This window comes from Paenibacillus sp. yr247, from assembly GCF_900103825.1.
Classification (GTDB): domain Bacteria; phylum Bacillota; class Bacilli; order Paenibacillales; family NBRC-103111; genus Paenibacillus_E.
This window is the reverse complement of record NZ_FNIF01000001.1, coordinates 114,733-128,663: the sequence shown is the minus strand read 5'-3', so window position 1 is coordinate 128,663 and position 13,931 is coordinate 114,733. Positions and strand designations below refer to the sequence as shown.

14 protein-coding genes are annotated in these 13,931 nt (G+C 41.8%); 4 read left to right on the top strand and 10 right to left on the bottom strand.

The features are described from left to right. Positions 1-226: 226 nt before the first annotated feature. Positions 227-2,251 (bottom strand): glycoside hydrolase family 13 protein, encoded by a 2,025-nt coding sequence (locus BLT91_RS00575; RefSeq protein ID WP_090815525.1) that lies wholly within the window; start codon positions 2,249-2,251, stop codon positions 227-229. A 457-nt stretch (positions 2,252-2,708) separates the two neighbouring features. Here BLT91_RS00575 and BLT91_RS00570 point away from each other — a divergent pair, with 457 nt between their 5' ends. Together BLT91_RS00570 and BLT91_RS00565 are read left to right on the top strand one after the other, a co-directional pair. Further along, a complete protein-coding gene (locus BLT91_RS00570; RefSeq protein ID WP_175532025.1) occupies positions 2,709-3,557 on the top strand; it encodes an AraC family transcriptional regulator in 849 nt (282 codons plus the stop codon). 92 nt (positions 3,558-3,649) lie between these two features. After that, a complete protein-coding gene (locus tag BLT91_RS00565) occupies positions 3,650-3,856 on the top strand; it encodes a globin domain-containing protein (RefSeq protein ID WP_368086768.1) in 207 nt (68 codons plus the stop codon). An 83-nt stretch (positions 3,857-3,939) separates the two neighbouring features. Here BLT91_RS00565 and BLT91_RS00560 read toward each other — a convergent pair whose 3' ends face one another. The 3 genes from BLT91_RS00560 to BLT91_RS00550 form a co-directional block, all read right to left on the bottom strand. Beyond that, a complete protein-coding gene (locus BLT91_RS00560) occupies positions 3,940-4,089 on the bottom strand; it encodes an aspartyl-phosphate phosphatase Spo0E family protein (RefSeq protein WP_090815521.1) in 150 nt (49 codons plus the stop codon). 153 nt (positions 4,090-4,242) lie between these two features. Further along, positions 4,243-6,093 carry a PAS domain-containing sensor histidine kinase gene (locus BLT91_RS00555; protein ID WP_090815519.1) on the bottom strand — a complete coding sequence of 617 codons (1,851 nt, stop codon included), beginning with the start codon at positions 6,091-6,093 and terminating at the stop codon, positions 4,243-4,245. 269 nt (positions 6,094-6,362) lie between these two features. Beyond that, on the bottom strand, positions 6,363-7,772 hold the full coding sequence (locus BLT91_RS00550) for a PAS domain-containing sensor histidine kinase (RefSeq protein ID WP_090815517.1): 1,410 nt from the start codon (positions 7,770-7,772) through the stop codon (positions 6,363-6,365). A 290-nt stretch (positions 7,773-8,062) separates the two neighbouring features. Here BLT91_RS00550 and BLT91_RS00545 point away from each other — a divergent pair, with 290 nt between their 5' ends. Further along, positions 8,063-8,404: a hypothetical protein gene (locus tag BLT91_RS00545; RefSeq protein ID WP_217635165.1), complete on the top strand. Its 342-nt coding sequence runs from the start codon at positions 8,063-8,065 to the stop codon at positions 8,402-8,404. Between the two features lie 99 nt (positions 8,405-8,503). Here BLT91_RS00545 and BLT91_RS00540 read toward each other — a convergent pair whose 3' ends face one another. Genes BLT91_RS00540 through BLT91_RS00525 form a run of 4 tightly spaced genes read right to left on the bottom strand, consistent with a single transcriptional unit; the run spans position 8,504 to position 12,029 of the window. Further along, the gene (locus BLT91_RS00540; protein WP_254776732.1) at positions 8,504-9,718 is read right to left on the bottom strand and encodes a M24 family metallopeptidase; all 1,215 of its coding nucleotides are present in this window, start codon (positions 9,716-9,718) and stop codon (positions 8,504-8,506) included. A 19-nt stretch (positions 9,719-9,737) separates the two neighbouring features. Next, positions 9,738-10,481 carry an amino acid ABC transporter ATP-binding protein gene (locus BLT91_RS00535; RefSeq protein WP_090815513.1) on the bottom strand — a complete coding sequence of 248 codons (744 nt, stop codon included), beginning with the start codon at positions 10,479-10,481 and terminating at the stop codon, positions 9,738-9,740. Positions 10,482-10,495: 14 nt separating this feature from the next. Next, a complete protein-coding gene (locus BLT91_RS00530; RefSeq protein WP_090815511.1) occupies positions 10,496-11,140 on the bottom strand; it encodes an amino acid ABC transporter permease in 645 nt (214 codons plus the stop codon). A 28-nt stretch (positions 11,141-11,168) separates the two neighbouring features. After that, positions 11,169-12,029, bottom strand: coding sequence for a transporter substrate-binding domain-containing protein (locus BLT91_RS00525; RefSeq protein ID WP_090815509.1), 861 nt, complete (start codon positions 12,027-12,029; stop codon positions 11,169-11,171). Between BLT91_RS00525 and BLT91_RS31130 the strand changes: the two genes are divergently transcribed. Further along, positions 12,028-12,321 (top strand): hypothetical protein, encoded by a 294-nt coding sequence (locus tag BLT91_RS31130; RefSeq protein ID WP_090815507.1) that lies wholly within the window; start codon positions 12,028-12,030, stop codon positions 12,319-12,321. The genes BLT91_RS00525 and BLT91_RS31130 overlap by 2 nt on opposite strands. Positions 12,322-12,424: 103 nt before the next feature. On the opposite strand, the gene BLT91_RS33385 is transcribed toward BLT91_RS31130, so the two are convergent. Both BLT91_RS33385 and BLT91_RS00515 read right to left on the bottom strand, forming a co-directional pair. Beyond that, the gene (locus BLT91_RS33385; RefSeq protein WP_302847441.1) at positions 12,425-12,547 is read right to left on the bottom strand and encodes a hypothetical protein; all 123 of its coding nucleotides are present in this window, start codon (positions 12,545-12,547) and stop codon (positions 12,425-12,427) included. Continuing rightward, on the bottom strand, positions 12,544-13,890 hold the full coding sequence (locus BLT91_RS00515; RefSeq protein WP_090815505.1) for a glycoside hydrolase family 30 protein: 1,347 nt from the start codon (positions 13,888-13,890) through the stop codon (positions 12,544-12,546). The genes BLT91_RS33385 and BLT91_RS00515 overlap by 4 nt, the downstream gene beginning before the upstream one ends. Positions 13,891-13,931: the final 41 nt, after the last annotated feature.

Genomic DNA, 13,931 nt, shown 5'->3' with positions numbered 1-13,931 from the left:
TATTTCAATCTAAAGCAAGTAAGCGTTTACATGTATTAAGGTTAATTGTAAGTCTACACCAGATAATTCTCAAGAGACAGAACTGGCGATAAATGATACAAAACTGTCATTTGAATTCATTTTCCATGCCGCATTGTGGAATTATATCATTGGTAAATGACAGCAATCTGTCATCAAAGATCAGCCTCCTCCACGAGGGAGGAGGTTGTCATATTAAAACTAAGTTCTATTGAGCAAGAATGGCCCCATAATGGCCATCGACAGAAACCGTAACCGAACCGCTTTGAACCGTATATACGGTTCCTGTAATTTTATCGGTCAATGTACTACCGTCTGTAACACTGAGCTGCCATACCGGAACCGTTACAGATTTTCGAAAAGAGTCATTGTTTAAGACAACGGCTATTCGATTCGTATTGTCAAACCGGCCATAGGAATAGATTTTAGTCGAATCATCCGCTATCAACGTCATAAACGAACCAGTCCGCAAAGCGGGATACTGATTCCGAATACTGATTAATTTCTGCGTCAGCGAGACGGCGCTGTTCGAAGTCGTACCTTGTGTCCAGTCAAACGTACGGCGATTGTCTGGATCCGCACCACCCTGAATGCCATATTCATCCCCGTAATAAATGGTCGGTGTTCCGACATAAGTCATTTGGAAAAATAGGGCTAAATATGTTTTCCAGATGTCACCGCCAGCCCTTGTACCGAAACGGGTAATGTCATGATTGCCCAGATGATTGCTCATAACCTGTTGCACGTTTGTCGGGTAATTGGCACGCGTTCCTAATAACCAGCTATCGAACTGGGTGGTTGGTATCGATGCTGTATTGTTGCTATAATCTTTGCCAGTTATCCATTCGGATACCGGTTGTGTAAACCCGTCAAAATTCGTTGCGCCGTCCCACTGATCACCAGTAGAAGCCCAAGCTGACGCATTTCCCCAATATTCACCAAGTATCTCCGCATTGGGATTGACGGATTTCACGGCGTTTCGGAATTCCTTCCATATGGTGTGATTGGTGCTATTGCTGCCGTTCCCACCATTTGCATCGGCATATTGTGGAGCATCTAAACGCCAGCCGTCAATGCTGTATGGGGCACCTAGATAGGTTTTGGCTACCGAACCGCTATTATTATACATATCATTACGAAGTGCCGAACCGGTCGATCCGTAATTCAATTTTGGCAGACGGGTTGATGTGCCGAATGTTGAAAACGTAGTAGGCCAGGTTTGAAATGTATAGTAATTGGACCATGAACTTGTTTGTGACTCATAGGCACCTAGCGTCGGCCATTTATTGTACTTATCAAACCACTGGTGCGTATCGCCCGTGTGATTGAAAACACCATCCAGTACCACATATCCTTTTGGGCCGTTCGTTGTACTGTGAATATTCGATATAAGTGTTTGCAGAAGTGTATTGGATCCGAATGCAGGATCTACAGTTAAATAGTCTTCCGTATCATACTTATGATTGGTTGGCGCTTTGAAGATGGGGTTCATATAAATGATGTTTGCACCAAGTGTCTGCTTGATGTAACCCAACTTTTGATTGATGCCTTCCAAATCACCGCCGAAAAACACGAGACTATTGCTATAACCCGTATCTGCAACAACACTGCTGCCCCAGGCTTTCTTTTCCGCGAGATTACCATTATACCTGTCGTCACCTGTCTGTACATCATTGGATGTATCTCCGTTATTAAACCGATCCGGGAAAATTTGATACATTACGCCATTCTTCATCCAATCGGGCGTCTTAAAATTCGGGATAATATAGAAATCGCGCGTAGTTCCCTCTGTGTCGGAAGGACCTTTGGCATCATACCAGACTGTTTTCGATCCGTCATTGATCTGGAAATGGTAGTGTTTGGTCGAACTGCTAGCAGGTATTGTTCCCTGCCAAAATTCAAATTTACCAGTGGCATCGTTACCCACTTTTGACATGGCAGCCCAATGATAGGTGCTATCTGCTGAATCGTAATAACGGATATTAGCGGTTGTTATGTCATTTGTGTATGTACGGAACTTCAATGTCACACTCTGTGTATCCGTTGGCTCCAAGTTACTATCATATAGTTGCCCTTGATCATGAAATAGTCCACTCCACATGACGTTGTTATCCGGAGCAGCAGCCTGGACGACGCTCGTCTGAGGCAGACAAACACTGAGTACTCCTAGCAAACCTATAGAGACGTATAACACTTTTACAAAAAATGAGGGATACTTTTTGTTATTCATCATTAAAAACACTCCCTTATAATTGGAATTCAATTAATTAACTCCAGGGTCCTGAACTGAATTTGGCGGTGGGCTTTTGTTGTTGGGCATAACAACGTACAAACTCATCCTACAGCTCCCTTGTACACACATTTTTACTTTTCTGTGTCTCAATCCAAGTTGGACAAGTTATAACTCTTCGTTGGAAATTGTTCCTTCTATGTGATACATTGAAAAGATTACAGGCTGCACCAAACCGTGCATTGCAGCGTATGCAATTTTTACATTGAATCGAAAATGGCAGCGCTTTCAAAAGATAAGCCCTTATCTTCTTTATTTTCTTCTATCCCTACTGTAATTCTAAATAAGGGTACACACTAGTCACAGAACTGTCGTTTAATCATACTAAACTGTCTTCGATGAAGGAGGAATTTGTATAGATAAAAATGCCAGGAATGAGCACGTCAATTATCATCACCCTTTGCTCCGCTACAAAATATGGGATATTACTCTAGCCCCTCTAACCTCCTATTCTTGGAACACTTGGCATCATCATAAAGAAATAGAAATAATTTTGCTGCTAGAAGGTTCGATGCAGGTTGAAACCGTCGATAACGTTTATGAATTGCAAGAACAAGATTTGCTAATTATCGGATCGTCACGATTGCATCGCACTAAACGGCATCAACCGGTTAAACAGATCGTCCTTCAATTTGACATGTTAGCTCAACTAGATCAGTACACCAAAGATTACACACCAATCTTATTGGAATTATCAGAACCGCTAGATCGATTAAACGGAGTTCTATCTAAACACGAAGTCGTTAAGGAAACTATGTTAAATCTATTAATCCAGATTTATCATGAAGCTTGCTTTATGGAGTCAGGATTCGAAGTGGCAATAAATGGTGCCCTCAAACAGCTGCTTGCTCTTTTCATTCGTCACACACCCGCAATCACTCCCATATCACCTGCTGATTGGCAGCGCCTAAAACCTGTTTTGGACTACATAGAATTACAGTTTGTCCATCCGATTCGAATTCATGATGTACTTCCACTCGTACATTTAGAGTATCATTATTTCATTAAATATTTTCAACAATGCATCGGCATGTCCTTTGTCGATTATCTTCACTTAAGACGAATCAAAAAAGCGGAACATCTACTGCTAACCGAACCCCTCAACATAGCAGACATCGGCGTTCAATCCGGCTTTCCGAATGTTACCCAGTTCATTCGCATTTTCAAGCGATACAATGGCTGTTCCCCATCTGAATTTCGAAAAAAACGAATAGAAAGACCATCGTCATCGAATCCATTGATCGTATAGTGCAAAAACTCCACATCTGAATTGATATGCTAATTTATGGATAAAATCATATAAGAACATTTTCGAGGAGATGAAAACATTAATCAAAATTTATTAGTTTTGCGTTAGGAGGACCTAATCTGTACACTGGCGGGGCTATGTCAAAGGTACACGAAGGAATGGATTTACAACCTGCTCACTTCGATGCTATTATTAAACATCTTCGTTCGGCCCTAGTACATTTTGGCGTGAGTACAGATGATACTGAAAAAGCATTAGATAAGGTAGATTCCTTGCGTGGAGATATATTGTATAAATAAAATCTTATATTAACGAGTAAAAAGCGCCTTAATTCTATGGCGCTTTTTACCGTATATAATCCCGCGAAGATACGCAAATAATTTCATTTTAGCACATGATAAATAACAATATATTCATCTAATTGTTGACTAAGCGCAACTACTTTTTCATGTGTAAAACATCCGTGTATATGTGCTTCTTCTATCATTTTAATACGCAATGCTTCGATTTTTTGTAACAATAGTAGTTCCATAGCCCCAATTCACACCAATTCTGTTCAATATGGTTAGTATACCTATTATAGAATAGGATGCTGTAAAAGCTTGTAAAAATTTGTCGACAAATATTTCGACAAATTTGTGAAGTTTTATTTCAAAATAGATTAGTAATTCTGGGTTTTTGTGCCCTATACGACATAAGGGAGTTCAATTTCAATTGTAGTTCCTAATCCTAACTTACTGTAAACCTTCATTGTTCCTTGATGAGCTTCGATAATACGATAGCAAACCATCAATCCCAGTCCGGTTCCTTCTTCTTTTGTAGTGAAAAAAGGATCACCCAGTCTAGGTACGAGTTCCTCTGCAATACCGACACCGTTGTCTTTAAGCTTAATTAGCATTCTGCTTCTTCCTAGACGTTGAAGGGCGATCTCAATTCTACCGCCATAAGGCATTGCTTCAACTGAATTTTTAATAAGATTGATAAACACTTGCTTAAGTTGACCCTCATCACATTTCACAATATAAACGACATCATTCTTATTCTCGAAATTAATCTCCACGTTATGTAGAAGGGCTTGGGGCTGAAGTAAAGCAACAACATTCCCGGTTATTTCGTAAAGGTTTTTATCTTCGAATTTGCTACTCTGGGGCTTAGCAATTAACATAAATTCATTCACAATAGTGTTTATTCGATTTAATTCAACAAGCATAATATCAGCATACTCTAATACTTTTTTATGCGATGCGCTCTTTATCAGCTGTAAAAACCCAACAAGCGAAGTAAGAGGATTTCTAATCTCATGAGCGATTCCCGCCGCTAGCTGCCCCACTACGGATAATTTTTCAGATTGTCGTAACATTTCCTCTGCATTCTTCCGTTCAGTTATATTTCTAAGAACCGTTTGTATTACAGGTCTTTCTAGATATGAATGCAGAACAACAGATGAGGCTTCGATTGCTATCTTCTCTCCATTTATCCCCAAAAGACTTAGCTCTATAAAAGGGTTATAGGTATCAACTAATACTACTGAAATAACTCTCTCTTTAACCGTATCGTGATAATCGGGATGAATGAATTCATAGATGGTTTTACCTATAATATCGCTTAGTGATTGACCTCCCAGTAACTTCAAACCTACATCATTAATATAACAAATAATTCCTTCTTGATGTACGATGATTGGCTCGGGAAGAAGTTTTAACATTCGCCTGTATTCTTCATCTCGTTCGCGAACTATGCTTTCCATTACTTTTTTATGTGTAATATCTCTACACAGCAATTGAATTGATGGTTTACCAAGGTAATCAATAGGCACAGCCCTAATTTCAACATTAATAATTTGTTTATCAAGCCGTACTATATTCTTTTCGATGATGTCGGATGGTTTCTTTTCTTTCAAAAGATATTCTACTTGCGTTTGAAGCTCATTTACATAATCAGGATGAATAAAATCTAACGCCGATATTCCTAGTAATTGTCTTTCATCCTCCGCACCTACTAACTTTAACGCTGCTGGGTTTGCGTAAACAATAATGGAATCGCTGTAAACGACGATCGGTTCAGGTGATAATTCGACTAAATTACGATATCGCTCTTCGCTTTCCTTAAGTTTCTCGTCTTCCATTTTTCTAATTGAAATATCTCTTGCAACTTCAACGAGTGCAAAAATATGGCCGATGTTGTCCTTAAGTGGAGAAACCGTAACGCTTGCATGAAACGAATCTCCATCTTTTCTAAGTTTAAGGGTTTCATAACTTTGCGCCTGACCAGTTCGAATAACGCTATGGTGAACGTTCTTTACTTGCTCTATTACATGGCTAGGAACCGTGGATAAAGCCTCTCCAATTACTTCATCGTTCGACCATCCGTACAATTTTTCGTAAGCTTTGTTAACCATCAAAACTTGAAAATTCAAATCTATCACAGCAACGCTGACATTTGTATTATTAAAATATAAGTCAAATATATTATTCATTTGTTTCATCAAATTTGTTGATAATACTTTACTTTCTAGTTTTCGTGATCTTTTTTCCATGTTGTTTTACCCTCACAATATTAAATAAACACCTATTGTTTGCATTTAACAATAATTCGATACTCCACTTAATTTTTCCTTTCCCATAGTACAAAACCAATATATTCCAATATCTCAGCAAAATAAAAGTTGTTGAACAAAGCCGATTACCATTATCGAAAGCGTTGAAGATGTAGATATTGATGAACTCTTTAGAAAAGCGAAATGGAGCAGCCGCAGAGGGGCAACTCCATTTATTTTGCAATGTTGAAAGCTCTCAACACTTGTTCTTATTTTTTAAAAGGCAGTTCGATTTCCACAGTAGTACCATGATTAATTTTGCTCTGAATGGACAATTTGCCCCCATGTCCTTCGATAATACGTTTGCAAACCATTAGCCCTAAACCGGTGCCATTAGCCTTTGTCGTGAAAAACGGCTCCCCTAACTGGGATAACCTTTCTTCAGAAATGCCTATACCTTGATCTTCGACGCAGATTACCAAGCCTTGAGTTACTCGATTTTTGAATGATACTTGTATTAACCCACCACTAGGCATAGACTCTATCGCATTCTTTAATACATTAATTAAAACTTGTTTGATTTGGTCCGGTATACAATAAATTGCGGGGAAGTCTTGATCCATGTCCATCTGTATTTGAACGTTATATAGATGAGCATGGGGTTTTAGAAAACCAATTACACTTTGAACAAGTTCTTGAGTCTTACTCTCCATGTAATAACTCAGATGTGGTTTCGCCAGAGTCATAAATTCATTGACTACATAATTGATATGCTCTAGTTCTTCCATCATGATATCAACATAGTCTGCATTTTTAGCCTTAAGTAAATGTACAAAACCTTTCAAGGAAGTTAATGGATTACGTATATCATGTGCTATCCCAGCTGCTAATTGACCAATGAGTGACAGTTTTTCAGACCTAATGATCGCTTCTTCCGACTTTTTGCGCTCAGTGAGATCACGAATCACGGTCTGTACGACAGGAATCCCCATATTTTTGTAGACATGAATGGAGGATATTTCTGCATCAAAAAAAGTTCCGTCTAACTTTAGCATTCTTCTTTCTATAAATTCACTGTAGCTATCCGACTGCATGACCTGCTGAAGTCGCGCTACAACCTTGTCCTTTTCAGATGAAGAGAAAAAATCATAGATAGATCTTCCTTTGAATTCATCTGATGAAGCACCACCAAAAAGTTTACAACAAGCATCATTCGCAAACTGGACGAACCCATCTTTATGCAGAACAATGGGTTCAGGATTAAGTTTAATCAACTTTCTGAACTGTTTTTCTCTTTCTAAAAGCTCTTCTTCCACTCTTTTCTTTTCACTAATATCCCTTTCCACACCGACAAATCCAATAACAAATCCTTCATTATTTTTCACAGGTGAAACCGTAACATTCGCGTAAAATGTAGAGCCGTCTTTTCTGAGTTTTATCGCTTCGAAATCTTTGATTTGCTCGCCGTTTAATAAAGACTGATATAATCGAAGAGCATCTTCTTTATAATTATCAGGTGTCATCGGCAATACTTTCCCGATAACCTCTTCCCTAGTCCAGCCATGTAACTCTTCAAACTTCTTATTAACCTCTAACACAGTTCCATTTATATCAACGACTACAATCCCATCGTTGGTTAAATTCATTAAGGAATCAATTAGATGTTCTTTCAGTCTCATGAGTAAGCATCCCCTAATTCAAACAAGTGATTGTAGGTCTATTCGATCTCTAATGGTCAAAACCCTTTATTAAACGTGTTTTGATTTTTTAAAAATCCCAAACGATTGTCTCGTTAAGCTCTTCACGAAACGACTTGAACTTCCGTACCAACAGAATTAGGCAGCACGGGGAGAACAAGAGTAGCAATAACTGAACCAACGGGAACCATCGGGTTAGGTGATTGATGAAAATCATATCACTTAAGTAATCGTTCTTTGATCATGATTATCCTCCTTTGATACTATTGGAAATGGACAAAAACGAACTAAGTCTCGTTCTCGTCTATAACGGAGCCGCTAAAATGAACCTCGGTAATAGTTGGGGCATTGAAAGAGTTAATCGGTGCTGGTGGACCACCGCCTTCTCCAGCTTGGGACCATTGGGCATGTATTCAAATACATTTAAATACATATTGGGGACGAAAGGCGATAAAGATGATATGCTCATTAACTGCACTGAGCAACTTCATGTTATTGATCCGCGCAGCCATGCTCACGTTCGTTCTAGCGTTAACATCTTCGTGATGCCCTTACCCTTTTCATTGTTTGATTACCATCGGGAAAGAGATAAAACAAAAAAGCCGCAATATTAGCGACTTTTAATGGGATATTTGTCTATCGGCGGTTCAAATCGGATAGAGCCGATTCATTATGGGTAAAGAACGAACCACGGCAAACGGTATTTTCGTGTTTTAAAGCGAAATAAGATCCTTGGACAAGAGATTCAACCGCTCACAACCTTTTTCCGTCACCAGAACCATATCTTCAATCATGATCGAGCCAACACCATAACCATAATACGGCGTCTCCAGACAAATCACCATCCCTGAACGGAAGACAGTGTTCTCATTCGGGCTAATGAATGGAGCCTCTTCGGCGGCTAGGCTCAAACCCGCACTATGTCCTAAGTGTCCTCGGTTATAATTCGGCAATCCTGAGCGGCGAATCAGGCTCATTACTTCGTCAAAGGCTGACTGCATGGACCTTTCCGGTTCAATCAGTTGAACAAGATGATCGTGCCCGATTCTTAGAGCATTGTACACACGTTCCACAGTACTTGAAGGAGAGCCAAGAACAAAAGTTCGAGCGATATCCGATCCATAGCCTTCCACATCCACGCCAACATCAAATTTAATCAAGTCGCCTGGCTTGCTTGAGCGCGAATCGAACACATGCGCCGGCGCAAAATTGGCCCCGACGGAAATCATATGAAATCGGGAGGTAGATCCCTCTCTATTCTTCATAAGGGCCTGCTTAAAATCGTGAGCGATCTCGGCAGCGGAGCTCCCAACATGAATCCCTCGAACGGCTTCTGTAATGCCGGCTTCGGCGTAGGCACAGCTTTTATGGAGCTGTTCAATCTCCCAAGGCGTCTTGATGGCACGCAACTCGCTAAAGATGGCGCTTGCTTCCAGCAACTCCAAACTATCGGCAGCCTGCTGTAAAGCCGTTACTGAAGGGTACCGCATGGAATTCAGCTCAACAGCAACTCTGCCCCTCGCTATTCCATTTTCCCCCAACACCTGAATAAGCATCCCGAACATCTCTTGTACCTGGTGAGCTGTGGGCCGCTTTCCTTGGAATTGGCCTCCTTTAAGCTCAAAAGGGTCATCCACATCAACCCACGTCGGATAAGTTCTAACCTCGCAGTTCGGCAAATCCTCCGGAATGCCAGCAGCTTCAAACTCGTTCATAATGATGACGGTCTTTCTGTTGGGATTACGAAACATCACGGCCAAAGCTACTTCGTTCATTCGTAATGTATACATAAAGGTACTCGGGTGACCGGATAGGTAATAGAAGTTCTCGCAGCTAGATGCCACAAGCGCATCAAGATTATCTCTTTCCATAATCTCCTTTGATTTCGCAGCAATCTCCATCAGATGTTCTTCCTTGTTATTGCCCACGATATAACCCTCCTACAGTCTATTCTCCAATTTGCCGTAAAAATTTACGAGCACGTTCCGTCTTAGGCTCTGCAAAAAATTGGTCGGGTACGCCTTCCTCTTGGATCTTACCATCGCTCATAAAGATCACCCTATCGGCCACTTCTCTGGCAAACCTCATTTCATGGGTGACAACAATCATGGTCATTCCTTCTGTCGCCAGCTGTTTCATTACCGACAATACTTCTCCGGTTAGCTCCGGGTCTAGAGCCGATGTCGGCTCATCGAAGAGCATGACTTGCGGCTTCATAGCAAGAGACCTAGCAATGGCAACCCGCTGCTGCTGGCCCCCGGAAAGGCGGGAAGGATATTCAATCTTCTTTTCCAACAATCCTACTTTTGATAATAAGTCTTCGCCAAGCTGTACAGCCTGCTCCTTAGGTATTTTTCTCGCAATCATAGGTGCCATAATAACATTTTCCAATACGTTCATATGCGGAAATAAATTAAAAGATTGAAACACCATGCCCGTTAGCCAACGAATGTCCCTAAACGCTTGTTTTTTGGCTTGGACACCCATACTGGCTTCCCACCGTGTATTGCCCACGCGAATCGTCCCCTCGCTCGGCTCCTCAAGTCCATTGAGGCAGCGCAGCAGTGTGCTTTTCCCAGATCCGCTAGGTCCCACCAGAACAACAATCTCTTGAGAACGAATTTGTATGTGTATATCTTGCAAAACGACTAACTCACTAAAGCTCTTACTCAGTTTGTTTACCTCGATCATATCAACGCACACCCTTAGTAAGCCTTGGATAACTTGAGCTCGATGCGATTTAGGATATTAGAAAAGACCATACTCATAACCCAGTACATAAGGGCTATCGCAATATAAAAAGGCATGGCTACATAATATTGAGCCATAAGCAATTGTGCTGAGCGAAGCAGCTCCGTGACCGTAACTACCGAAACAAGTGAGGTCTCCTTCAACATCCCGATAAACGTATTGCCCATGGGAGGAATTGCTACTCTGGCTGCTTGCGGCAAAATGATTTTACGCATCGTTTGCCAAGGCGACAAGTTTAGAGACAGCGCTGCTTCCGTTTGTCCTTTGCTCACAGAAAGAATGGCGCCTCGGAAGGTTTCCGATAAATAAGCGCCAATATTGATGCTGAGCGAAATATAAGCTGCTGTGAGCGGTCCAAAATTAATTCCGTAATCTGGTAATCCGTAATATATAATAAAGATCTGAACAAGGATCGGTGTTCCGCGAATGATGGAAACGTACCCTTGGGCTAAACCGCGGATGAGCCTATTCCCTTTTAAACGTGCAATAGCCACGATCAATGCGATGAAAAAACCGAACAACATCGAGACAAGCGTAATCAGCAAGGTGTAGTAGGCACCCGTTAAAAGAAAATGGATGTTTTTAAAAACCAGATCCATTCCATTCATCCTCTCCGTTCAATGCCCTTTAAATATTCGGGTCCACCCCAAACCACTTTTGGAAAATGGTTTTAAACGTTCCATCGGACTTCATATCAGTCAATGCTTTATTTATGGCATCGAGAAGCTCAGGATTGTTTTTGCGTACGGGGATGCCAGCTGCATCTACTTTTATAGGCTCACCAACCGTTTTAATTTTAAATTTATTTTTATCTACTAGAGGCTTAATAGCGAATACGTTGTTAATCGTCGCATCGATTCTTCCGACGTTCAAATCCGTCAAAGAAGTGATAACGTCGTTGTAGGTGGCAATTTCAAAAGTCCCGACTTTGGGAAGAACGACTTCCCTCAAATATTTTTCATCGTTCGTTCCGAGCCCCACGCCAACCTTCTTACCTTTGAAATCGTCAATCGACTTTATGGTTGTATTATCGCTCTTCACAATTACATTCACAGCATTTTTAATATACGGCATGGAAAAATCCATTGTTTTCTTGCGATCGTCCGTAATTGTCACTTGACTAACCAAAGCGTCATACTTCTCTTTTTGCAAACCTTCGATCAAACCGGAGAATTCCCCAGTAATGAATTCCGCTTGGACACCTAGACGCTTAGCGACTTCTTTGGCCACGTCCGCGTCAAATCCGTCCACCTCATGCTTATCGTTCAAAAAGTTGTAAGGAGCATAGGTTCCCATTAAGCCGACTTTGAGCTTTCCGGATTTCTTTATTTGTTCCAGCAGATTGACCGAAGCTGTTGTTCCAGGGGTTTTATTGCCAGAAGCATTGTCTATAGGCTGAGTAGCCTTTCCCCCGCATCCCGCCGATACAATAACAATTGCACCTAGAAAGGAGACCGTTTGAAAAAGTTTTTTTGATTTCATCAACATGTTTTGTTTCCTCCTGAATATTTCGAATTTCCGCTTCTTCTATTATCCCAATAATCCACAAATTTCAAACCTTGCCGTTTCTTCGGAAATCAATGATCCGAACAGCTCTGATCGAACAGCAGCACAATTGGCGGAAAATATATTCAGTAATAACCTAGGGCGATGTCGATACAAAGTTGCCGCCGTCGCTCACTCGCCCTATGTATTGGACTACCTTTGGAGCATAAAGCGAGCGGGTGACTATGACCCGCTGCCCTTTATTCAAACAAACGAAAAAGGAGCTGTCGCTTAGCAAGCTCCTCCATAATCGTTTCGCGATAGTTGAACAACAATTTGGCACAACCCTAATCTAACACCTCTTGGTGAAGCATATGGTTTCTCAATTTTCGCTTGTTTTACTCCGGGTTATAGGAGATCGCCTTAGTACTGTCAGAAATGTATTTACTTGCTTCAGGGTCGGTCAGAATCTGAATAATAATGCTCTCCACAATCGGTGTTCGCATTGATTTACTCATCATTGTTCCCACTTAAAGGTAACAGCCGCTTTCCCATCAATGATATACGCGAAGGTCCATTCACCGCTTGTAACAGCAAACGTTTTCGGCTTCGTCGTCCGGTTCGAAACGATCAGAACCTTGGAGCCATCCTCGTTGCGGAACGCTACCGTTTCCAAGTCATCTTCAAACGTATTCGAGTCGATCCGATAAGCACCCGGACTCACGAACTTGCTGATATGGCCGAGGGTGTAGTAATCAAGATTATACGTAAGCTCGCCTGACTGCTGATTGATCTTGACGATCCCGCGGCACGTGCTGCGGGACAGGACGGTTGGTCCGTTGTTTTCATCCAAAGCTATGTTCCACCAGATTACAGACTTCGACCAGTTTCTTGTCGTGCGGATAACATGCTTCATTTGGTCCATGAAAGCATCGTGAAACGGCGGAATCCACTGCCCTCCGGACGCTTCGGTAAACCAAACATCCTTGCCCGGGAACTGTTCCTTGATCTGAGACATGGCCTCGTGGTTTCCTCCATACACATGCCATGCTGTTCCGGCGACATACTTGCTTGCTTCGGGGTCTTCGTAGATCTCACGAGGATGGCCGGGAACGTCCCAGTTATGGTCGTAGCACATGATCTTGGTCGGCTGCTCCCGCTTCGCTAGGCGAGGTCCCAGATGCGACTTGATAAACGCGGCTTCCTCCGCCGGCTTCACAATCATCCCCGGGTATTCCTTCGGCTCGTAGCCCGGCTCGTTCTGCATCGTAACAGCATAGATCGGAATCCCCTCCGCTTGATAGGCATCAAGGAACTTGACGAAATAGTCTGCATACACCCCATAGCAATCCGGCTTCAGCGTACCGCCAATCATTGTCTCAGACGTTTTCATCCAGCCCGGTGGGCTCCATGGCGAAGCCATTACCTTGAGCTTAGGGTTAAGCTTCAAAGCCTGATGGATAACAGGTAAAATGTATGACCGATCGTGATCGATAGAAAAACGTGCAAGCTCATGGTCGCTATCTCCAGGCTCAACATCGTCATAGCTATATATCTTCCATGCGAAATCACTAGCACCCATCGGCTGACGTATGAACGAAATCCCGATGCCGTCCTCCCGATCAAATAGCTTCCGCATGAGATCATCCCTAAGCTCCTTTGATAACGCATGATAAACCAGCCAGGCCGAAGCATCAGTAAATGATGCTCCGAAACCGTCCATCTGTTGATAAGTGACCGCCTCGTCTATTGTGATGACGTAGTCAGTACTCTCCTCCTTGCTTTCAGAAAATGAAATCGATTCCATCTGTGTTAGTTTTTTTGTTTCATCAATCGTCGATTGCCATACTTGAACGTTACTCATAACTTCAGCTCCTCATCGGATTCTAAAAAATAAGAGGCCGA

Excerpts from the sequence above, each read along its gene's own strand:
- BLT91_RS00575 (WP_090815525.1), bottom strand. The coding sequence starts at position 2,251 with ATGATGAATAACAAAAAGTATCCCTCATTTTTTGTAAAAGTGTTATAC.
- BLT91_RS00555 (WP_090815519.1), bottom strand. The coding sequence starts at position 6,093 with ATGGAAAAAAGATCACGAAAACTAGAAAGTAAAGTATTATCAACAAAT.
- BLT91_RS00535 (WP_090815513.1), bottom strand. The coding sequence starts at position 10,481 with ATGATCGAGGTAAACAAACTGAGTAAGAGCTTTAGTGAGTTAGTCGTT.
- BLT91_RS00545 (WP_217635165.1), top strand. The coding sequence starts at position 8,063 with ATGGACAAAAACGAACTAAGTCTCGTTCTCGTCTATAACGGAGCCGCT.
- BLT91_RS31130 (WP_090815507.1), top strand. The coding sequence starts at position 12,028 with ATGTTTTGTTTCCTCCTGAATATTTCGAATTTCCGCTTCTTCTATTAT.
- BLT91_RS00530 (WP_090815511.1), bottom strand. The coding sequence starts at position 11,140 with ATGGATCTGGTTTTTAAAAACATCCATTTTCTTTTAACGGGTGCCTAC.
- BLT91_RS00550 (WP_090815517.1), bottom strand. The coding sequence starts at position 7,772 with ATGAGACTGAAAGAACATCTAATTGATTCCTTAATGAATTTAACCAAC.
- BLT91_RS00525 (WP_090815509.1), bottom strand. The coding sequence starts at position 12,029 with ATGTTGATGAAATCAAAAAAACTTTTTCAAACGGTCTCCTTTCTAGGT.
- BLT91_RS00515 (WP_090815505.1), bottom strand. The coding sequence starts at position 13,890 with ATGAGTAACGTTCAAGTATGGCAATCGACGATTGATGAAACAAAAAAA.
- BLT91_RS33385 (WP_302847441.1), bottom strand. The coding sequence starts at position 12,547 with ATGATGAGTAAATCAATGCGAACACCGATTGTGGAGAGCATTATTATT.
- BLT91_RS00560 (WP_090815521.1), bottom strand. The coding sequence starts at position 4,089 with ATGGAACTACTATTGTTACAAAAAATCGAAGCATTGCGTATTAAAATG.